This is a genomic window from Kitasatospora sp. NPDC093679, assembly GCF_040683455.1.
GTDB lineage: Bacteria > Actinomycetota > Actinomycetes > Streptomycetales > Streptomycetaceae > Kitasatospora > Kitasatospora arboriphila.
The window spans coordinates 91,999-111,784 of the sequence record NZ_JBFBDW010000010.1; the positions used below are offsets into that span (position 1 = coordinate 91,999).

At 73.6% G+C, this 19,786-nt stretch carries 17 protein-coding genes, 1 tRNA gene and 1 riboswitch; of the genes, 4 read left to right on the forward strand and 14 right to left on the reverse strand.

Annotation, left to right across the window (positions count from 1 at the left end; all coding sequences use genetic code 11):
- Positions 1-359 precede the first annotated feature (359 nt).
- Entirely contained in the window at positions 360-1,274 is a 915-nt protein-coding gene (locus AB0O09_RS11385) for a hypothetical protein (RefSeq protein ID WP_363541349.1), read from the forward strand.
- A gap of 80 nt (positions 1,275-1,354) precedes the next feature.
- Here the strand turns inward: AB0O09_RS11385 and AB0O09_RS11390 are convergent, their stop codons facing one another.
- The 3 genes from AB0O09_RS11390 to AB0O09_RS11400 all read right to left on the reverse strand — a co-directional run bounded on the left by AB0O09_RS11390 (position 1,355) and on the right by AB0O09_RS11400 (position 2,932).
- The gene (locus AB0O09_RS11390) at positions 1,355-1,693 is read right to left on the reverse strand and encodes a hypothetical protein (protein ID WP_363541351.1); all 339 of its coding nucleotides are present in this window, start codon (positions 1,691-1,693) and stop codon (positions 1,355-1,357) included.
- Positions 1,694-1,803: 110 nt separating this feature from the next.
- Positions 1,804-2,676 (reverse strand): Bax inhibitor-1/YccA family protein, encoded by an 873-nt coding sequence (locus AB0O09_RS11395; protein WP_363541352.1) that lies wholly within the window; start codon positions 2,674-2,676, stop codon positions 1,804-1,806.
- 171 nt (positions 2,677-2,847) lie between these two features.
- Positions 2,848-2,932 (reverse strand) — tRNA-Leu (locus AB0O09_RS11400).
- Positions 2,933-3,240: 308 nt separating this feature from the next.
- Between AB0O09_RS11400 and AB0O09_RS11405 the strand changes: the two genes are divergently transcribed.
- Complete coding sequence (locus AB0O09_RS11405) at positions 3,241-4,014, forward strand: ABC transporter ATP-binding protein (RefSeq protein WP_363541353.1); 774 nt, start codon at positions 3,241-3,243, stop codon at positions 4,012-4,014.
- A gap of 50 nt (positions 4,015-4,064) precedes the next feature.
- Positions 4,065-6,623 carry an FtsX-like permease family protein gene (locus AB0O09_RS11410; RefSeq protein WP_363541355.1) on the forward strand — a complete coding sequence of 853 codons (2,559 nt, stop codon included), beginning with the start codon at positions 4,065-4,067 and terminating at the stop codon, positions 6,621-6,623.
- 274 nt (positions 6,624-6,897) lie between these two features.
- On the opposite strand, the gene AB0O09_RS11415 is transcribed toward AB0O09_RS11410, so the two are convergent.
- From AB0O09_RS11415 to AB0O09_RS11445, 7 genes are all read right to left on the reverse strand, one after another.
- Positions 6,898-8,271, reverse strand: a complete 1,374-nt coding sequence (locus AB0O09_RS11415) for an FAD-dependent oxidoreductase (protein ID WP_363541356.1) — start codon at positions 8,269-8,271, stop codon at positions 6,898-6,900.
- A 439-nt stretch (positions 8,272-8,710) separates the two neighbouring features.
- The gene (locus tag AB0O09_RS11420; RefSeq protein ID WP_363541357.1) at positions 8,711-9,652 is read right to left on the reverse strand and encodes a Ppx/GppA phosphatase family protein; all 942 of its coding nucleotides are present in this window, start codon (positions 9,650-9,652) and stop codon (positions 8,711-8,713) included.
- The gene (locus AB0O09_RS11425) at positions 9,649-10,299 is read right to left on the reverse strand and encodes a DUF501 domain-containing protein (RefSeq protein WP_363541358.1); all 651 of its coding nucleotides are present in this window, start codon (positions 10,297-10,299) and stop codon (positions 9,649-9,651) included. Before AB0O09_RS11425 ends, AB0O09_RS11420 begins: the two co-directional genes overlap by 4 nt.
- On the reverse strand, positions 10,296-10,730 hold the full coding sequence (locus AB0O09_RS11430) for a septum formation initiator family protein (protein WP_363541359.1): 435 nt from the start codon (positions 10,728-10,730) through the stop codon (positions 10,296-10,298). The genes AB0O09_RS11425 and AB0O09_RS11430 overlap by 4 nt, the downstream gene beginning before the upstream one ends.
- Positions 10,731-10,854: 124 nt before the next feature.
- On the reverse strand, positions 10,855-12,144 hold the full coding sequence (gene eno, locus AB0O09_RS11435) for a phosphopyruvate hydratase (RefSeq protein WP_363541360.1): 1,290 nt from the start codon (positions 12,142-12,144) through the stop codon (positions 10,855-10,857).
- A gap of 204 nt (positions 12,145-12,348) precedes the next feature.
- Positions 12,349-13,155 carry a transglycosylase family protein gene (locus AB0O09_RS11440; protein WP_363541361.1) on the reverse strand — a complete coding sequence of 269 codons (807 nt, stop codon included), beginning with the start codon at positions 13,153-13,155 and terminating at the stop codon, positions 12,349-12,351.
- A gap of 4 nt (positions 13,156-13,159) precedes the next feature.
- A riboswitch (cyclic di-AMP (ydaO/yuaA leader) is annotated at positions 13,160-13,325 on the reverse strand.
- A 212-nt stretch (positions 13,326-13,537) separates the two neighbouring features.
- Entirely contained in the window at positions 13,538-14,827 is a 1,290-nt protein-coding gene (locus AB0O09_RS11445; protein ID WP_363541362.1) for a cytochrome P450, read from the reverse strand.
- 271 nt (positions 14,828-15,098) lie between these two features.
- Here AB0O09_RS11445 and AB0O09_RS11450 point away from each other — a divergent pair, with 271 nt between their 5' ends.
- Complete coding sequence (locus AB0O09_RS11450) at positions 15,099-15,527, forward strand: SDR family NAD(P)-dependent oxidoreductase (RefSeq protein WP_263103896.1); 429 nt, start codon at positions 15,099-15,101, stop codon at positions 15,525-15,527.
- On the opposite strand, the gene AB0O09_RS11455 is transcribed toward AB0O09_RS11450, so the two are convergent.
- The 4 genes from AB0O09_RS11455 to AB0O09_RS11470 all read right to left on the reverse strand — a co-directional run bounded on the left by AB0O09_RS11455 (position 15,485) and on the right by AB0O09_RS11470 (position 19,710).
- Complete coding sequence (locus AB0O09_RS11455; protein WP_363541364.1) at positions 15,485-16,477, reverse strand: MazG family protein; 993 nt, start codon at positions 16,475-16,477, stop codon at positions 15,485-15,487. The two genes, AB0O09_RS11450 and AB0O09_RS11455, sit on opposite strands and share 43 nt — an antisense overlap.
- 66 nt (positions 16,478-16,543) lie before the next feature.
- A complete protein-coding gene (locus tag AB0O09_RS11460) occupies positions 16,544-17,188 on the reverse strand; it encodes a SurA N-terminal domain-containing protein (RefSeq protein WP_363541365.1) in 645 nt (214 codons plus the stop codon).
- 153 nt (positions 17,189-17,341) lie between these two features.
- Positions 17,342-19,093, reverse strand: a complete 1,752-nt coding sequence (locus tag AB0O09_RS11465) for a protein kinase (RefSeq protein ID WP_363541366.1) — start codon at positions 19,091-19,093, stop codon at positions 17,342-17,344.
- Positions 19,090-19,710, reverse strand: coding sequence for a hypothetical protein (locus AB0O09_RS11470; protein WP_363541367.1), 621 nt, complete (start codon positions 19,708-19,710; stop codon positions 19,090-19,092). Before AB0O09_RS11470 ends, AB0O09_RS11465 begins: the two co-directional genes overlap by 4 nt.
- Between the last annotated feature and the right edge of the window lie 76 nt (positions 19,711-19,786).

Below are 19,786 nucleotides of genomic sequence, written 5' to 3' on the forward strand. Positions count from 1 at the left end.
CGACCACAAGCACGAGCGGCTGAGCTGAGCCGCAGCGCGGCTGCGGACACCAGCGGCTGAGCCGATCACGGGCGACACGCCGCACGAGGGGTGGGGAACCACCCGTTCGGAGTGACACTCCGTAATTGAGGGCCGGATCACACGCGAAACGTGGTCCGGCCCTCGATTTTGCATTTCCGGGGCGTTTCGTCGACGGAGCGGAATGGCTCGACTCCGCTCCGTCGATAGGTAGTACCTAACAATTTGGGGACAAGAGCGGAAGTTCCTCATTAATGGGACATCCACCACTGCAGTAACCGCCCCTCATACGGCAGTGTGGACGTGCAACCCCGTTCCGCTCCTCGCAAGGAGTACATTCCGTGAGCGTCGTCTACATCTCTCTGCTGCTGATCCTGATCGTCGTCGCCACTGTCGTGCTGCTCCAGGTCCGGGCGCTCTCACGGCGGTTGGAGGAGCGGCAGGCCGCACCGGCCGGCACCGCCCTCGACGAGGCGTCGATACGCCGCGCGGTCACCGAGGCACTCGCGGCGGACCGGGAGCGGGAGATCACCGAGGCCCGGGCGTTCTGGGCCGAGCAGGAGGCGCGCGCCGCGGAGGACGCCCCGATGTTCGAGGGCCCGTTCCTGAGCGTCGGCGAGGAATGGCCGCTGTTCTTCCCCCGGCCGACCGGCCCGGAGACCGCGGCGGACAACGGGACGATGGACCCGGGGTTCGGCGAGGCGCTGCGCAGCGCGCTCGAGGACATCATCAACGAGGGCGGCCCCGAGGGCGGCGTGCACCCCGGCCACCCCTCGCAGGGCGGCTCCCCGGTGCCGGCCGAGGCCGGCGCCGACGCCCGCGCCCGCCGCGAGGCCGACCTGATCGCGACCGGTCTGGAGGCCGGCCTGCTGGACGCCGAGGCGGAGGCCGAGCCGGCCGTCGCGCCGGACCCGCGCCGCCACCCCTCGCACCCCGACTTCGTGCCGAGCCAGACCCCGTCCCGCGAGTGGACGGACACCCGGCTTGCCGTGCTGGCCGACGAGAAGATCGCCCTCACCGACGTCCGCCCCGGCCCGCTGGGCACGCTGGACGTGTACGCCTTCGCCGACGGCACCACCCTCTGCGTGGCGCCCGGCGACCGCGAGGCGGCCTACCGGCTGATCGACGCCGTCCAGGCCGGCGAGGACGTCCGGCTGCTCGGCGGCTCCCGGTTCTCCGGCTCGTACTCGCTGACCTTCTCCACCGACGACGACGCGGTGTACGTGCTGGCCGACCGGGTGGTCGCGAGCATCTGAACCACCGACGACGGACACCGGCCGAGGGCCGGTCGGGCAGCACCCGGGCTGCCCGACCGGCCCTCGCCGTTCCCCGTGCCTCAGGCGGTGAGCCGCTCGGTCTCCCGGACGGCGGTCAGCGCGGCGGCGACGGCCTCCGGCCGGGCCTGCGCGGCGATCACCAGGTCGTGCCCGGCCACGGCGAGCTGGTCGCCGACCGCGAACGGGCCCGCGTCCGGGACCTCGCGCGGCGGCTCGCCCTCCAGTTCCAGGGCGGCCGCGGCCAGGCCGCGGGCCAGCTCCAGGCCGGCCGCCGCACGGGACGGGTGGCCGGGCACCGCGGCGAGCAGCCGGCTCTGCGGCATCGAACGGAACCGGTCCGCGAGGCGGTCGACGGCCTCGACCAGGGCGGCGGCGGACAGCGGGGGTGCGTCGGACATGCAGCGAGGGTATCGGGCACGCCCGCCGGTGCGTCCGGCCCGGCCCGGACGTGCCGCAGCCCCCGGGGGCGGTGCTCCCGGGGGCTGCGGCGGCGTGCAGGGGCGAGGGGTCAGTCGTCGCCGCGGAGGATGGCGATCAGGCGCAGCATCTCCAGGTAGATCCAGACCAGCGAGAGGGTGAGGCCGAAGGCGGCGCGCCAGGCCTCGCGCTCGGGGGCGCCGTTCTGGATCGCGTGCTCGATCTCGGCGAAGTCCAGCGAGAGGAAGAACGCGCCGAGGGCGATGCCGATCAGGCCGACCACGATGCCGAGCGGGCCGGAGCGCAGACCGAGGTCGGCGCCGAACATCGAGGCGATCATGTTGACCAGCAGCAGGCCGACGAAGCCCATCGCGATGGCGAGGCCGATCCGGGTGTACCGGGGGGTGACCCGGATCCGGCCGCTCTTGTAGGCGATCAGCATCGCGCCGAAGACCACCGCGGTGCCGAGCACGGCCTGGACGGCGATGCCGGGCCAGATCGTGTTGAAGACCTTGGTGATCGCGCCGAGGAAGAAGCCCTCCAGGGCGGCGTAGGCGAGGATCAGCGGCGGGCTGACGCTGCGCTTGAAGGTGATGACCAGGCCGACCACGAAGGCGGCGAAGGCGGCGCCGGCGGCGAAGGCGTAGCCCTCGTCCGGCAGCGCGAACCAGGCGACGGCGCCGGCGCCGACCAGGGCGAGCAGGGTGAGCGTCGTCCGGGCGACCACGTCGTCCATGGTCATCCGGCCGGTCTGCATCGGGCCCGCGGAGGGGGCCCGGTACATCTCGGCCAGCTGGTCGTCCGTCAGCTGGGCGCCCTCGGGACGCGCGTACGGGTTGGCGCCGTAGGGGTTGGCCGCGTAGGGGTTGTTGGCGTGGGGCTGCCGGGTGGCGTCGAACCCCGCGTATCCGGTGTCGCGGGTGAAGGACCCCTCCCGCGAGAAGACCGGGTTGCTGCTTCTCATCTCATTCCCTCCGGGGCGGCACGGCGCTGCCCACCGGACCAGGGTAATGGTTTGGCAAAGGCATGCGCGTACGCCGCGAGGAGGATCTCCGGCGGAGGACCGGGCGGGCCGCGCGGGGGGCGGCGGCGCCGCGTGCCCGGTCAGGGGTGGTGCGGGATGTGGTGCGGGATGTGGTGCCCGGGGCCGGACTCGAACCGGCACGGCCTCGCGGCCAAGCAGTTTTAAGCTGCCCGTGTCTGCGTTCCACCACCCGGGCGTGAACCGCGCGCCCGTGTGCGGGCTGCCCCCGAGCCTAGTCGCCAAGGTCCCCGTTTCGCATGTTCCGGCCACCGGAAGTTGTCATGTTTCCTTGCCATCTGACGAACAGTCCGTGATTCGGCCACCGACCGGGCGATATCCGGCCATCCCGCCCTCAGGGTCGGTGTCATACCGCAGGAGGAGAAGGGCGGCCTCCGGATACGCCTGGCGGTGGTCGGCGCAACCGTTCGGCGGATCGACGGATTCCATGATCACGTACGGGAGGATCAGAAGGACGATCCCGCACCCTCCCGACAGGAGTCCCCCGTGACCACGACGACCGCACCCGCCGCCCGCACCGGCCAGGCGGCCGCCCGCGCCACCGGTCTGAGCAAGGTCTACGGGGAGGGCGAGACCCGCGTGGTCGCCCTCGACGACGTGAGCGTGGCCTTCGGGCAGGGCGAGTTCACCGCGATCATGGGCCCGTCCGGCTCCGGCAAGTCGACCCTGATGCACTGCATGGCCGGCCTGGACACGGTCTCCTCGGGCTCCGCCACGATCGGCGGGACGGAGCTCGTCGGGCTGCGCGACAAGCAGCTGACCAAGCTCCGCCGGGACAAGATCGGCTTCATCTTCCAGGCGTTCAACCTGCTGCCCACGCTGACCGCGCTGGAGAACATCACCCTGCCGATGGACATCGCCGGCACCAAGGCGGACCGGCAGTGGCTGGACCGCGTGGTCGACACCGTCGGCCTCTCCGGCCGGCTCTCGCACCGCCCCTCCCAGCTCTCCGGCGGCCAGCAGCAGCGCGTGGCCTGCGCCCGCGCCCTGGCCTCCAAGCCGGAGATCATCTTCGCCGACGAGCCGACCGGCAACCTCGACTCCCGCTCCGGCGCGGAGATCCTCTCCTTCCTGCGCAACTCGGTGCGCGAGCTCGGCCAGACGGTCGTGATGGTGACGCACGACCCGGTCGCGGCCTCGTACGCCGACCGCGTGGTGTTCCTCGCCGACGGCCGGATCGTCGACGAGCTCACCGCCCCGACCGCCGACTCCGTCCTGGACCGCATGCGCCGCTTCGACGCCAAGGGCCGCACCAGCTGACACGGCGCCCGCCGCCCGCCCGCACCCACACCTCCAGGACACACACAGCCATGTACCGCACCGCACTGCGCAACGTGCTGGCCCACAAGGGCCGACTGCTGATGACGGCGCTCGCCGTCCTGCTGGGCACGGCCTTCGTGGCCGGCACCATGGTCTTCTCCGACACGCTCGGCGAGGCCATGAAGAACAGCCTCTCCAAGAGCTACTCGGACATCTCCGTCCTGGTCACCGACCCGGTGGCGGACTCGCCCTTCCGCGCCAAGGACCGGAGCGGCCCGAACCGGGGCAAGCTGACCGACGACACCGTCGCGAAGATCGCCGCGCTGCCCGGCACCGAGCGCGCCCGCGGCAACGTCAGCGGCTTCGTCGGCGTGGCCGACCGCAAGGGCGACCTGATAGGCCAGGGCTGGAGCTCCCGCGGCAGCAACTACGCCCCGGACGCCTCCGGCAAGGACACCCGCTACCCGATGGCCGAGGGCCGCGGCCCGCAGGCCGAGCGGGAGATCGCGCTCGACCGCCGCACCGCCGAGAAGGGCGGCTACCACGTCGGCGACACCGTCCGGATCGCCTCCGACGGCCCGGCCACCGAGCGCACCCTGGTCGGCGTCTTCACCACCGACGACCCGGAGGTGGAGTCAGGCGGCACGCTGACCCTCTTCGACCGGGCCACCGCGCAGAAGCTGCTGCTCGCCCCCGGCCAGTACAGCACCGTCGCGGTCACCGCGAAGCCCGGCACCTCGCAGGACGAGCTGCTGCGGAGCATCACCGCCGTGCTGCCCGGCGAGGGCCAGATGCAGGCCGAGACCGGTCAGGAGCTGACCGACCGCCAGACCCGGATGATCGCCGACGGCACCACCGGCATGAAGACGGCGCTGCTCGCCTTCGCCGGCATCTCGCTCTTCGTCGGCATCTTCATCATCGCCAACACCTTCACCATGCTGGTCGCCCAGCGCACCCGTGAGCTGGCGCTGCTGCGCGCGGTCGGCGCCGGCCGCGGCCAGGTTACCCGCTCGGTGCTGATCGAGGCGCTGCTGATCGGCGTCATCGCCTCGGCGGCCGGCCTCGCCACCGGCATCGGGATCGGCGCCGGCATGCGGGCGCTGCTCGACGCGCTGGACGCGGGCCTGCCGGCCGGCCCCCTGGTGGTCGCGCCCGCGACGGTGGCGGTCTCGCTGGTGGTCGGCGTCGTCGTGACGACGCTCTCCGCGCTGCTGCCCGCCGTCCGCGCCTCGCGGATCGCCCCGGTCGCCGCGATGAGCAGCGGCGACCAGCCCGCCCCTCAGAAGAGCCTGATCGTCCGGAACGTCATCGGCGGTCTGATCGCGGCCGGCGGCCTCGGCCTGGTGGCGCTCGGCGCCGCGTCCGGCGACTCCTCCGGCCGGGTGCCGGTGGCGGCCGGCGCGGGCCTCGCCCTGATCGGCATCTTCATCCTGCTGCCGCTGCTGTCCCGCCCGGTGATCGCGCTGGTCGGCCCGCTGCTGCGGGCCTCCGCGGGCACCGCCGGCCGGCTGGCCCAGCAGAACGCGGTGCGCAACCCGCGCCGCACCGCGGCCACCGCGGCCGCGCTCACCATCGGCCTCGCCCTGGTCAGCTCGCTGACGGTGCTGGGTGCCTCGGTCGGCGACGCCGTCGACCGGTCGGTCACCAGCAGCATGACGGCGGACTACAGCATCAAGACCGCCAACGGCATCTCGCCGGACCCGAAGCTGGCCGCCGCGGTCGCCGAGGTCCCCGGGGTGGCCGCGGTCAGCCCGATGTCGGACGTCTACTGGAAGCTGGGCGGTTCGGAGCGGGCGATCAGCGGCGTCGACGCCGGCGCGGTCGACAAGGTCGTCGCGCTCACCCTGGACAGCGGCTCCGCGGCCTCGTTGAAGGAGGGGCAGGTCCTCGTCCAGGCCGAGACGGCGAAGGGCAACGGCTGGGCGGTCGGCACGGTCCTGCCGGTCGAGTACCCGGACGGCAGCACCGCCCGGGTCACCGTCGGCGGCGTCTTCCGGAAGAACGAGCTGCTCTCCCCGGTCGTGATGGCCAACACCGAGGTCTTCAAGCACAGCGAGGACCCGTACGTCACCCAGATTCTGGTGAAGGCCGCCGACGGCCCGAGCGACGGCCTGCGCAAGGCCATCAAGGACGCCACCGGCAGCAACCCGGTGATCGACGTGAAGACCAAGCAGGACATCCGGGACGAGTTCAGCAAGATCATCACCTTCATGCTGAACCTGATGTACGGCCTGCTGGCGATGTCGGTGCTGGTGGCGGTGCTCGGCGTGGTGAACACGCTGGCGATGTCGGTCTTCGAGCGCAAGCGGGAGATCGGCATGCTGCGGGCGATCGGCCTGGACCGCCGGGGCGTCAAGCGGATGGTCCGCCTGGAGTCCGTGGTGATCTCGATGTTCGGCGCGGTGATCGGCGTCCTGCTCGGCTGCTTCCTGGCCTGGGCGGTCAACGGCACCCTGGAGTCGAGCCTGCCGGGCCTCGCCACCGTCCTCCCCTACGGCAAGCTGTTGCTCTTCCTGGCGCTGGCCGGGCTGGTCGGCATGGTGGCGGCCATCTGGCCGGCCCGCCGGGCCGCCCGCCTGGACATCCTGGGCGCCATCAAGACGGACTGACGCACCGTCCGCAGGGCCCCGGCACCGAGGAGGTGCCGGGGCCCTGCGGCGTTCCCGGGCCTGCCGCGGCCCCGCGCCCCGGTGCGGTCGCCCCGCGGAGGGACCCGGGCACACCGAAGGCCCCCGCCCGGTTACGGCGGGGGCCTTCGGTCACTTCTGTACTCCGCCCGGCTCGCACGGCCGGCTGAGCACCACGGAGGTCGTGGTCCGGCCACGTTGCCGGGCGGAGGGCCTCCGACTCATCCCCGGCCTTGCTCGGCCGGGGCCACAGTCGCTACTTGCTGGCGGCCAGCTCCTTCTCGGCGGCGGGCTTCGCCTGGGCCGGGATCGCCTTGGCGGGCCCCGCGGCCTCCTGGAACGCCTCGAACGGCTTCTCCATCTCGGCGAGGCCGACGGTCTCGCGCTTGAGGAACATCGCCAGCGTCCAGTCGGTGAAGACCCGGATCTTGCGGTTCATGGTCGGCACCCGGCTGCCGTGGTACAGGCGGTGGAACCACCAGGCCGGACGGCCCTTCAGCTTGTACTTGCCGAAGAGGATCGCCACGCCCTTGTGCAGGCCGAGACCGGCGACCGCACCGAGGTTCTTGTGCTTGTACTCCTTCTGCGGGAAGCCCCGCATGCCGGAGACCACGTTGTCGGCCAGGACGAGCGCCTGACGGACCGCGTGCTGGGCGTTCGGCGGGCACCAGGCGCCCTCGCCGACGGCGAGGTCCGGCACCTGGGCGTTGTCGCCGGCGGCCCAGACGTAGTCGAAGCCCTGGACCTGCAGGGTCGGCGCGGTGTCCACGTGGCCGCGGGGGCCGAGCGGGAGGCCGAAGTTCGACAGCACCGGGTTCGGCTTGACGCCGGCCGTCCAGACGATGGTGGAGGCGTCGGCCTCGACACCGTTCTTCAGGACGACGTGCTGGTCGACGCAGGAGTCCATCGAGGTCTCGATGTAGATCTCGATGTTGCGCTCTTCGAGCTTCTCCTTGGTCCACAGACCGAGGTCCGGGCCCATCTCCGGGAGGATGCGGTTGGCCGCCTCCACCAGGATGAAGCGCATGTCGTCGCGGCTGACGGTCTTGTAGATCTTCGCCGCGTCGCGGGCCATGTCCTCGATCTCGGCGATCGTCTCGACACCCGCGAAACCGCCGCCGACGACCACGAAGGTCAGGGCCTTGCGGCGGACGTCCGCGTCCGCGGTGGACTCGGCCTTGTCGAGCTGCGCCATGACGTGGTTGCGGAGGCTGATCGCCTCCTCGACCGTCTTCATGCCGATGCCGTGCTCGGCGAGGCCGGGGATCGGGAAGGTGCGGGAGACCGAGCCGGTGGCCACGACCAGGTAGTCGAAGGGCAGCTCGTACGAGTCGCCGGCCGCGGGCTGGATGGTGGCGACCTTTCGGGCGTGGTCCACACCGGTGACAGCACCGGTGAGCACCTCCGCCTTCTTGAGGGCGCTGCGCAGCGGCGCGACGAGGTTGCGGGGCGCGACGTTGCCGCCGGCCGCCTCGGGAAGGAAGGGCAGGTACGTCATGTAGGACCGCGGGTCGACGACCGTGACGGTCGCCTCCCCGTAGCGCATCTTCTTGAGGATGCGCATCGCGGCATACAGGCCGACGTAACCACCGCCGACAATGAGGATGCGAGGACGCTCCGTGGTGCTCATATCGGAAAGTATCCACCCCCATCTGACGGGCACTTCGTGAGGCCCGTCACAAGCCCCTGGACACCCCCTGCTACACTGCGCGCCCGCATTTCGGGGGTGTGGCGGCCCGCTCACGGCGGCGGCGGGCGCGGAGTGATGCCGCGGGGGGTCGCGGCCCTGCTGAGCAGCAACGATCCCGGTGGCGCCCGAGTTCCCGGGCGGAATTTCGAATCCATCGGCCATCGGCGAGCCCTGCCTGCGATCCGCTGGCCGAACACGGAGGGCGACCTTCGGTCCCACATAACGGACGGAGCGGACACCGGAGTGCGTCGAAAGGCTGGTCGGCCATGTGAAGAAATTCACGAAGGTTCTGGCGACACACCGCGCAGCAGGCGGCCCCGGGCGCCTGCCGGGTGGCATCTCGGCGCTCCGGGGCCGTTCGGGTAAGCCCCCGCAGTGGTCAGCGGGCGATGCTCCAGGCGATGCCGTCGAGGATGTCGTGCTCGCTGACGACCACCTCGGCGGCGCCGGTGCGCTCCATGATCTCCAGCAGCACGAGGGCGCCGGCGGCGATCACGTCGGCCCGGCCCGGGTGCATCACCGGGATGGCCGTCCGCTCGGCGTGGGTGGAGTGCAGCAGCCGGGTCGCCGTCGCGCGGACCTGCTCGACGTCCAGCCTGGCGTGGTGGATCTTCGCGGAGTCGTACTCCGGGAGGCCCAGGACGATGCCGGCCACGGTGGTGACGGTGCCGGCCAGGCCGACCAGGGTGGCCGCCTCGGTGAGCGGCACCGTCTCGGCGGCGGTGTCCAGCGCGGCGAGGATGTCGGCCTTGGCCCGGGCGATCTGATCCTCCGTCGGCAGCTCGGCGCCGCCGAAGTGCCGCTCGGTCATCCGGACGCAGCCGATGTCGACCGAGCGGGCGGCCTGCACCTCGTCGCCGCCGAGCACGAACTCGGTGGAGCCGCCGCCGAGGTCGAAGACCAGGTACGGGGGCTTGAGGGAGCCGCCGGTGAGCTCCTTGGTGGCACCGGTGAAGGAGAGCCGGGCCTCCTCGTCGCCGCTGACCACCTCGGGGACGACTCCGAGGATGCCGCGCACGCCCTCGGTGAACTCCGCGGCGTTCTCGGCGTCGCGGGAGGCGCTGGTGGCGACGAAGCGGATCCGCTCCGGGCCCACCCCGTGCGCCGCGATGATCTCCGCGTACTCGCGGCAGGCGGCGAAGGTGCGCTCCAGGGCGTCCGGGTGGAGCCGGCCGGTGGAGTCGACGCCCTGGCCGAGCCGGTTGATGATCATCCGACGGTCGAGGTCGGCGATCTCCCCGGTCGCCGGGTCGAGGTCGGCGATCAGCAGCCGGATCGAGTTGGTGCCGCAGTCGATCGCGGCGACCCGGGTGGCGGTCACTGGTCCTCCTCCTCGGCGCGGGCGCGCTTGGCCGCGCGCTCGGCGGTCTTCTGCTCCTTGGCCGCGATGACCGCGGCGTGGTCCTGCTCCTTGGCCCGGTTGCGCAGGACCCGCTCGCCGGCCGCCTCGACCTCGGCCGGGGAGACGCAGGGGCCCTTGGCCCACCAGTCCTCCAGCATGCCGATGGCCTCGTCGCCGAGCGGGTTGACGCCCTCGCCGGCCGCCAGCGAGTGGCCGACCAGCACGTGCAGGCACTTGACCCGGTCGGGCATGCCGCCGGCGCTGGGGAAGCCCTCCAGCACCTCGATGGCGTCGCGGCGGGCGATGTAGTCCTCGTGGGCCGCGCGGTAGGCGGCGGCGAGCTCCGGGTCCTCGGCGAGGCGGGCGCTCTGGTCCTTCATCACGCCGTCGGCCTCCAGGGTGCCGATCAGCGAGGCCGCCTTGGGGCAGGTCAGGTAGTAGAGCGTCGGGAACGGCGTGCCGTCGGGCAGCCGGGGTGCCGTCTCGACCACGTCGGGGTTGCCGCAGGGGCAGCGGTGGGCCACCCCGCGCAGCCCGCGCGGGACCCGGCCGAGCTGGGCGGCGATGGCGGCGACGTCGGCGTCCGACACGGTGCCGTCGGTGGCGGGGTGCTGTTCAGAGGTCATGGCGTGCTGTCTTCGTGAGGAGCGGGCGTCGAGTCGGCCAGGTCGACCGACTCGAGGACGGTGGTGTACCAGGGCTTGGCCGCCCTGACCGGACCGGTGGGCAGTGCGTCGGCGGAGGCCGGGCCGGGGGGCGCGGAGGGGTCGACCGAGACGAACGGGGTCTCGCCGGGCATCGCGAAGTGCAGCCGCTCGCGGGCCTGCGCCTTCACGTACTCCGGGTCCTGCCAGCGGGCCTTCGCCCGCCGGAGCTCGTCGACCTGCTGCCGGGCGTGCTCCGCCCTGGCCCGCTGGTCGGCGATCTCCGAGCGCTGCGTCAGGAACTGCCGGGCGGGGTAGGCGAGTATCGCCACCAGCGAGCACAGGACGAGCACGAGCACGGTCGCGCGGCTGGTGAAGCGCGGACGCCCCGCCAGTCCCGGGATCTTCCACATCGCTCGTACCCCTCCTGCTCACGCCGGTGCCCCGGCCCCCACCCTACGGGGTGGTTGCCGGGGCACCGGTCCAGCGGCCGCGTCAGCGCGCGGGTGTCAGCCTCAGCCCTCGTACTTGCCGCGCTTACTTGTCCGCGGAGCGGAACCGGGGGAACGCGCCCCGGCCGGCGTACTCGGCGGCGTCGTCGAGGATCTCCTCGATGCGCAGCAGCTGGTTGTACTTGGCGACGCGCTCGGAGCGGGCCGGGGCGCCGGTCTTGATCTGGCCGCAGTTGGTGGCGACGGCGAGGTCGGCGATGGTGACGTCCTCGGTCTCGCCGGAGCGGTGCGACATCATGCAGCGGTAGCCGTTGCGCTGGGCCAGCTCGACGGCGTCCAGGGTCTCGGTGAGCGAGCCGATCTGGTTGACCTTCACCAGCAGCGCGTTGGCGGTGCCGGTCTCGATGCCGCGGCGCAGGCGCTCCGGGTTGGTGACGAACAGGTCGTCGCCGACCAGCTGGACCTTGTCGCCCAGCTTGTCGGTCATGGCCTTCCAGCCGTCCCAGTCCGACTCGTCCAGCGGGTCCTCGATGGAGACCAGCGGGTACGCGGCGACCAGCTCGGCGTAGTAGTCGATGAGCTCGGCGGAGGAGATCGCCTTGCCCTCGAAGGTGTAGGCGCCGTCGTTGTGGAACTCGGAGGAGGCGACGTCCAGGGCGAGCGCGACGTCCTTGCCCGGGGTGTAGCCGGCCTTCTTGATGGCCTCGACGATCAGGTCGAGCGCCTCGCGGTTGGAGTCCAGGTTCGGCGCGAAGCCGCCCTCGTCGCCGAGGCCGGTGGACAGGCCGCGCTCCTTCAGCACGCCCTTGAGGGTGTGGTAGACCTCGACGCCCCAGCGGACGGCCTCGGAGAAGGACTCCGCGCCGATCGGGGCGATCATGAACTCCTGGATGTCGACGTTGGAGTCCGCGTGCGAGCCGCCGTTGAGGATGTTCATCATCGGGACGGGCAGCACGTGGGCGTTGGGGCCGCCCAGGTAGCGGAACAGCGGCAGGTCGCTGGCCTCGGAGGCGGCGTGCGCCACGGCGAGGGAGACGCCGAGGATCGCGTTGGCGCCGAGCGAGGACTTGTCGGGGGTGGCGTCCAGGTCGAGCATGGCCTGGTCGATCAGGCGCTGCTCGGTGGCGTCGTAGCCGACCAGCTCCGGGCCGATCTGCTCGATGACGGCGAGGACGGCCTTCTCCACGCCCTTGCCGAAGTAGCGGTTCTTGTCGCCGTCGCGAAGCTCCAGGGCCTCGAAGGCACCGGTGGAGGCACCGGACGGGACAGCGGCACGACCGGTGCTGCCGTCGTCGAGGCCGACCTCGACCTCGACCGTGGGGTTACCGCGGGAGTCGAGGATTTCGCGGGCTACGACGACATCAATGGACGGCACGAGGCATCTCCTAGCGGAAGCGGATGAGGGTCGTTACGACCAGAGCCTAACCGCACGGGCCCACCGGGCCGTGCCGCGCATGGCCCTGTCTCACCGTGTGGCCGGTCTACTCGCCGGTAGTTCACCTGAAGGACCACAAAACCGGCCGTCCGCCCGCGGGTGCCGCCCCGCGGGCGGACGGACCGTTCGTACCGTGCCGGACCGTCAGGCCAGGCGCAGCTGCTGGCCGGGCAGGATCAGGTCCGGATCGGCGCCGACGGCCTCGCGGTTGTTCGCGTACAGCTGCTCCCAGCCGCCGGGCAGCCCGTGCGCGGCGGCGATGCCGGACAGCGTGTCGCCCTCCTGCACGGTGTACTGCTCGCGGCCGAGGGAGGGCACCGGAACGGCCTGCAGGGTGCGGGCGCCCTCGTCGGCGCCGCCGTCGGCCGGGTCGGCCGGCCCGGTGGGCGCCGGCGGCAGGTGGCGCTCGTAGACCTCCTGGTGCGCCGTCCAGTACCACTGGTCGTCCTTCTGGTACCAGTACACGCCGGAGTCGGCGTCGAAGCCGCCGCGGCCGGGGAACTGCGGCGACGCCGGGGCCGCCGGGGCCTGCGTCTGTCCGGTGCCGCTGCGCGTCCCGCCGCTCCCGGCGGACGCGCGGGTCAGGCCGGCGCGTTTGGAACACACCGGCCACGCGCCGGGCCCCTGGGAGGCCAGCACCTTCTCGGCGACGGCGATCTGTTCGCTCTTGCTCGCCTGGTGGGCGAGCGGGGCGTACCGGGCGCCGCCGAACCCCTTCCAGGTCCGGGCGGTGAACTGCAGCCCGCCGTAGAAGCCGTTGCCGGTGTTGATCCTCCAGTTGCCGCCGCTCTCGCACTGGGCGACCTTGTCCCAGATCGAGACGGGGGCGGCATGGGCTCCGCCCGCGGTGAGCAGCGGCAGGGCGAGGCCGACACCCGTGACACCCGCGACGGCGACCGCCTTCTCGGCGGACGTCCTGCGGCGGTGGCGGCCAGGTCCGGTGAAGAGCATGGGTTGTCCCTCTCCGAACGCCTGCGAGGTGAGCTGTCGGGTTCGGACCGGGAGGCTGGCCCGGCCGCGGCCGCAGGAGGGGCCCTGCTGACGCGGCTTCACCCCTAGCCGTGGGGACGGCGACGAACGTGGTTCCCCCGCCCCTGTCCTGGGTCTCGGTCGTGAGGCCCGGGCACGGCGGACAGGATTCGGCGTTGCCGTGCCGGGGTCCGCGGCTGCGGACTGTTCGGGAGAGTAAGCAGATCGAACGACCGATCACAAGCCCATATCGCGGGTATCACGGAGCAATTACGGAGACCTGATTATCGCCCACGAACGATGCAGGTGTTTCCTGATTGACGAGTGTTCAGTTCCGACCGGATCCGACCGGTGCGACACACCGTCAGACCGGGTCGCGCCGCCCGGACGGCCCCACCGGGGTGAAGGCGACCGGCAGCTCGCGCAGGCCCCGCATGATGAGGCCGCCGCGCCAGCGCAGGTCCGCCGGGTCGGCGTCCAGGGCGAGGTCCGGCAGTCGGGTCAGCAGCGTCGCCAGGGCGGCCCGGCCCTCCAGGCGGGCCAGCGGGGCGCCGATGCAGTAGTGGATGCCGTGGCCGAAGCCCAGGTGCGGGTTGTCGGCGCGGGCGAGGTCCAGGGTGTTCTCGCCGGAGAACCGGGCCGGGTCGCGGTCGGCCGCCGCCAGCACCACCAGCACCGGGTCGCCGACCGGGATCTCCACCCCGCCGATCGTCAGCGGCCGGGTCGCGAACCGCCAGGTGGCCAGCTCCACCGGCCCGTCGTAGCGCAGCAGCTCCTCGATCCCGGTCTCCAGCAGGCCGCTCTCGCCGCGTGCCACCGACTCCTGCAGCAGCGCCCGCTGCCCGGGGTTGCGCAGCAGGGCGTGCAGGCCGTTGCCGATCAGGTTGACGGTGGTCTCGAAGCCGGCGAACAGCAGGATGAAGGCCATCGCCGCGGCCTCGTTCTCGGTCAGGTGCTCGCCGTGGTCGCTGGCCCGGATCAGGCCGGAGATCAGGTCGTCGCCGAGGTCGGCCCGCTTGCGGTGGATCAGCTCCGCCAGGTACGTGCGGATCCGCTTCACGGCCCGGCCGACGCCGCCGCGCTGCCCGCCGGGCTGGCCCGGCTTCGTGTGTCGCAGCATCATGCCGGCCCAGTCCCGGAAGTCGTCCTGGTCCTCCGGCGGCACGCCGAGCAGGTCGCAGATCGCGTAGATCGGCAGCGGGAAGGCGAACTCGTGGATCAGGTCGGCCGTGCCACGCCCGGCGAAGGAGTCGATCAGCCGGTCGGTGAGCTGCTGCACCCGCGGCTCGAACTCCGCCACCCGGCGCGGCGTGAACGCCTTGGAGACCAACCGGCGCAGCCGGGTGTGGTCCGGCGGGTCGATGTTCAGCAGGTGGGTCATCAGATCGGCCTGCCGCTCGCCCGGGATGCCGACCCGGCCGGAGCGGTGCGCCTGCCCGCTGTGGTGCACCGGGTTCTTGGAGAGCCGGGCGTCCGCGAGCGCCTGCCGGGCGTCCGCGTACCGGGTCACCAGCCAGGCGTCCACCCCGCTGGGCAGCGTGGTGCGGTGCACCGGCGCGTGCTCGCGCAGCCAGGCGTACGCGGGGTAGGGGTCGGCGGCGAACTCCCAGGTGAAGAGTTCGGGTCGGTCGTCGGGTCGGGGGGTCTCCGGCATGCCCCGACCGTATCCGCTGCCGGGCGCCCCTCCCGACGGCGCCCGCCCGGCCCGCCCGGTCCGGCCGGCCCGCGCGGGCGGCGTCGGGAGGGGCTGCCCGGGGGCCCGTGCGGGACGGCCGGATCCGATCGGCCCGGACGGGCGTGAGCCTGGTCACCTGGGGGGTAATCCCTGTTGCGGAGGGTCGCGAGGTGCCTACGATCCTCCGATAACCGTGAGGGCGGACGTGCGGAGCCGCCCGCGGGGTGTCGTGCTCAGAGAGGAGCAGGCCGTGCGAGTAGCCGGGGCAGTGGTCGTCATCGCCGTACTGAGCGGGGGCGAGGGGGCCGACCTGGCCCGCCGCTTCGCCGCCGCGGGCGCCGCGGGCATGCTCGTCGCCGATCTGCGCCCGGGCGTCGCGGAGGACCTCGCCACCGAGCTCGACCGCCCCGGCTGCCCGGTCGTCGGCGTCAGCGGCGACGTCCACCAGCCCAGCGACGTCGCCGCCCTGGTCGACACCGCGAGCAAGCACCTCGGCCGGATCGACCTCTTCGCCGTCGCCGGCCCGCACGGCGAGCGGATCGTCTCCTTCGCCGACCTGGACGACAACCTCGCCCCGCTGGCCGAGCTGCTCGCCCTGGTCGGCGAGGCGATCAGCGAGGTCGTCCCGCCGCAGCGTCAGTCCGACAGCCCCTCGGCCGTCCGCACCGCCGTCCGGTAGCGCCGCGCGGCACCGCGCAGCGCCGCGTCGACGTCCACGCCGGCGTCGTAGGCGCGCTGCGCCACGGCCAGCAGCAGCTCGCCGGCGCTCTCCGCGGTCAGCTCCCGCGGCAGCTCGTACGGGGCGTCCGGCACGGCGGTGAAGCCGGCCCGGCGCACCCGGGACACCAGCTTGGCCGCGTACGCCAGCGCGGGCAGGCCCGACGGGACGCCGTCCAGCACCGACTCCCGCTGCTTCTCGGCGGCCTTCAGCTGCTCCCAGTTGGCCTCGACCTGGGCGGAGCCGGTGGCCTCCACGTCGCCGAAGACGTGCGGGTGGCGGTACATCAGCTTCTCGACGATGTCGCCGGCCACGTCGTCGACGGAGAACGGGTCCTCCGGGTGCTCCTCGGCGATCCGCGCGTGGAAGAAGACCTGCAGCAGGACGTCGCCGAGCTCCTCGCGCAGCGTCTCCCGGTCGCCCTCCTCGATCGCCTCGACGAGCTCGTACGCCTCCTCGACCAGGTACTTCACCAGCGACTCGTGGGTCTGCTCGGCGTCCCAGGGGCAGCCGCCGGGTGAGCGCAGCCGGTCCATCACCGAGGCGAGGTCGAGCAGCCGCGCGCCCGGCAGGTCGTAGGAGCCGGGCAGCAGCTCGATCTCGGGGACGCCGCCCGCCTCCTCCACCGCGAGCCGGGCCAGGGCGTCGGTGAGGCCCGGGTCGCCGTCCGGGCTGCCCAGCCAGACCACCGGGGCGGCCTCGGCCAGCATCCGGGCGAGCGCCGGAGCGGACGTCCGCTCGACGGTCTCCACCTCGACGCCGGCCTGCCGCAGCGCGGGCAGCTGCGGGTGCTCCGGGTCGGCGGCCAGCACCCGGCCGGCCGACCGCAGGGCCTCCCAGGCGGGCCAGGACAGCAGGCCGGGGGCGACCCGGTGGGTGGTGGTCAGCAGGATCAGCTTCGGAGTCTCCACACCCCCGAACCTACCGTCCCCCGGCGGCGTCCCGACGCGTCCCGCCGGGCGCCGCGGGCGGACCGGTCAGGCGGACGGCGCGCGCTGCGGCAGCCAGTCGGTGGTGCTGTCGACCAGGGCGATCTGCTGCGGGTCCCAGCGGCCGTAGCGGGGGTTGACCTCGACCCGGAGCTCCCGGCCGGCGTCGGCGAGGGCCTTGCGGACCACGGCGTCGCCCTGTTCGGTCCGGGCGTCCTGGCCGGCCGCCGAGGCGATCTTCTTGATGCCGATCTGCTGCCGGTAGAAGCCGGGGACGTCGGCGGGGGCGACGCCCTGGCGGAGCAGCAGCTGGCGCTGCAGGGCCGCGTCGCCGCCGAGCAGCTGGGCGTCGGTCTGCCGGGCCTGCGCGATCTCGCCCTCGGAGACGGTGAGGCCGCGGTCGGCGAGGGCGCGGGCGATCACCCGGTCGAGGACGAGTTCGGCGACCGTCCGCCGGACCAGGCCGGCCTGCTCGGTGCCGGTGCCGCTGCCGCCCGGGGAGGCCGCGGCCGCCGCGTCCCGCAGTTCGGTGACCTTGGCCTGCACGGCCGCGATCGGGATCCGCTCGTCGCCGACCACCGCCGCCGCGCCCTGGTGGGCCGGCGAGCCTCCGCACGCGGTCAGCACGGCTGCCGCGAGCAGGATCCCGGCGGCCGTCCGGGCCGGGCGGGGGACGGAGCGGGTGCGGATCACGTGGGGCCTCCCGTGCGGTGGGTGGGGCTGTGTGGGTCCGTGCGCGGGGCGCGACGGGCGCCCGGTGGTTCTCCTGACTGGAGTGAACAATAGGCAGCCGTCCGCGTGTTGCCCAGACCCCCGCCGCGGGGGCGGAGGGCGGGCCGTCCGGGGTCAGCCGCCCGAGGCGTACGGGTTGCCGGGCACCGGGGTCGGCGGCGGCGTGGCCGGGCCGAACAGCCGCGGGTCGGGCCGTCCGGCGCCCGGCGGCCCGGCGGGCAAGGAGGGGGCGGGCGGCGCGGGGGCCGCCCGCGGGGTCGCGCCGGGCAGCGGGGTGGCGGTGCGCAGGGCGCCGATCCGGTCGAGCAGCGCCCGCAGCCGGCGGACGTCGGCGTGGTGCGGGCCGCGGCGGCGCTCGGTGTCCAGCAGGAGTTCGAGCAGGGTGTGCCAGGCCCCGTCGTGGTCCCCGGCGGCGGTGAGCAGCCGGCCGGCGCGCTCGCGGACCTCCAGCGCCCGGTCGGAGTCGGGCTGCAGGGCCGCGGTGAGCGCCCGGTACTCGGCGAGCGCCTCGCCGGCACGGCCGAGGCGTTCCAGGCAGTCGGCGGCGCGCTGCCGGTGGTCGAGCGCCGCCGGGTCGTAGGGGCCGCGCTCGGCGGCGGTGGCGGCGGCGAGCAGCCGGTACTCGGCGAGCGCCTCCTCGGCGCGCCCCTCCTCCAGCAGGGTGCGGGCGCGGATGGTCCGGACGGTGTGCAGCAGCGGGGCGCCGTCGCCCTGGGCGGCGGCGATCCGGGGCAGCAGTCCGGCGGCGAGGTCGACGACCTCGGTGTGGCGCCGGGCGGCGACCAGGTCGGAGAGCCTGGCGCAGTCGGCGGCGAGGTCCTCGTCCGGCTCGGCGGCCTGCGGCGGGACGGCCGCCATCAGCACGGGGACCGGGTCGGCCGGGGTCGCCGGGGCCGGCAGTGTCAGCCGTGCGGGGGCGGGGGCGGCGGTGCGGGCGGGGGCCGGGTGGTGCGGGTGGCGGAAGGGGCGGGCCGGGTCGGGCAGCGGGCCGTAGGGCGGCTGCGGTCCGGCGGACGGCCCGGGGAGCAGCGGCAGCAGCACCGCGTGGACCTGCTGGGCGTCGGCGGGACGGTCGGCGGGCTGCTTGGCGAGCAGCGCGAGGACGAGGTGCTCCAGGGCGGCCGGGACGTCGGGGCGCAGCTCGCGCAGCGGGGGCGGCGGCTCGTCCACGTGCCGGCGCAGCACGCCGAGGGCGGTGGGGGCGGTGAACGGGGCGTCGCCGGTGAGCATCTCGTGCAGCAGGCAGCCGAGCGCGTAGAGGTCGCTGCGGGGGTCGACGCCGGCGGCGAGTGCCTGCTCGGGGGCCATGTAGGCGGGGCTGCCGATCGGGGTGCCGGTGAGGGTGAGCCGGGTGGCGTCCGGGTCGAGGGCGGTGGCGATGCCCAGGTCCAGCAGGACGGTCCGGCCCTCCGGACGGACCATCACGTTGCTGGGCTTCAGGTCGCGGTGGACGACCGGGACGGCGTGCACGGCGGCGAGCGCGGAGCAGAGCTGGGCGGCGGTGGCGACGGCGCGGTCGACGGTCAGCGGGCCGTCCTCGGCGAGCAGGTCGGCGAGGCTGACGCCGGGCACCTGCTGCATGACGAGGTAGAGCTCGCCGCCGTCGGTGCCGGCGTCGAAGACGGTGACCAGCCCGGGGTGGTCGAGGGCCGCGCTGATCCGGCTCTCCCGCAGGAAGCGGCGGCGCAGTTCGTCGCCGCGGCTGCGGGTGGCGTCCTCGGGGCCGAGCAGGTCGGTGCGGAGCAGCTTGACGGCGACCCTGCGGTCGAGCCGCTGGTCGTGGCCGGCCCAGACCTGGCCCATGCCGCCGTGGCCGATCTTCTCGGTGAGCCGGTAGCGGCCGTCGACGACCCGCGCTCCGGTCACGGCCGGCCGTCCCCGGCCTGCCGGCGCAGCAGTTCACCGAGCTGCTGCAGGTCGTCGCTGCCGGGGGCGGCCCGGACGGTGGGCGGGTGCGGGGCGGGCGCGGTCTGCTGCGGCTGGTAGGGCGGCTGGTGCTGTTGCGGCTGGTGCTGCTGCGGCTGCGGCTGGTAGTACGCCGGGGCCTGCTGGACCGGCCCCGTCCGGGTGGGCGCGCCGGGCGGGTACGGGCTCGGCAGCAGGAGTCCCTGCGGCGGCCACGGAGCGGGGACGGCGTCCTTCCCACGGCCCCAGATCGCCGCGCTGTCCATGATCAGGAAGTGGGCGGGAGCGCCGATCCAGAGCACGATCGCGGTCAGCCCGGTCACGTCGGCGTACCAGGTGCCGGTGGTCTCCTTCGGCGAGAGGCCGAGGACGACGTACATGGTCAGCTGGACGAGCCCGAAGAACACCGCGCCGAGCACGTCCACGGTCCGGCGGCGGCGCGCGGCGAGCAGGACCGACGGCGTCATGCCGAGCAGACCGAAGGTCAGCAGCGGCACCAGGCAGACGAGGATCCTGTGGAGCAGGCTGAACGGGCCGCCGGCGCTGGGCGCCGGCTGCCCGTACAGGGGACCGGACATGGGCGCTCCTGTGCGGGGTCGAGGGTGTGTCGCACACCGTACCGTCACACCGCCCGACCCAGCAGGGCCTTTCCGC

What these genes read in the sequence shown, in the direction of transcription:
- AB0O09_RS11415 (WP_363541356.1), bottom strand. Translation starts at nt 8,271, where the DNA reads ATGAGCACCACGGAGCGTCCTCGCATCCTCATTGTCGGCGGTGGTTAC.
- AB0O09_RS11390 (WP_363541351.1), bottom strand. Translation starts at nt 1,693, where the DNA reads ATGTCCGACGCACCCCCGCTGTCCGCCGCCGCCCTGGTCGAGGCCGTC.
- AB0O09_RS11430 (WP_363541359.1), bottom strand. Translation starts at nt 10,730, where the DNA reads ATGTGGAAGATCCCGGGACTGGCGGGGCGTCCGCGCTTCACCAGCCGC.
- AB0O09_RS11470 (WP_363541367.1), bottom strand. Translation starts at nt 19,710, where the DNA reads ATGTCCGGTCCCCTGTACGGGCAGCCGGCGCCCAGCGCCGGCGGCCCG.
- AB0O09_RS11445 (WP_363541362.1), bottom strand. Translation starts at nt 14,827, where the DNA reads ATGCCGGAGACCCCCCGACCCGACGACCGACCCGAACTCTTCACCTGG.
- AB0O09_RS11410 (WP_363541355.1), top strand. Translation starts at nt 4,065, where the DNA reads ATGTACCGCACCGCACTGCGCAACGTGCTGGCCCACAAGGGCCGACTG.
- AB0O09_RS11440 (WP_363541361.1), bottom strand. Translation starts at nt 13,155, where the DNA reads ATGCTCTTCACCGGACCTGGCCGCCACCGCCGCAGGACGTCCGCCGAG.
- AB0O09_RS11395 (WP_363541352.1), bottom strand. Translation starts at nt 2,676, where the DNA reads ATGAGAAGCAGCAACCCGGTCTTCTCGCGGGAGGGGTCCTTCACCCGC.
- AB0O09_RS11425 (WP_363541358.1), bottom strand. Translation starts at nt 10,299, where the DNA reads ATGACCTCTGAACAGCACCCCGCCACCGACGGCACCGTGTCGGACGCC.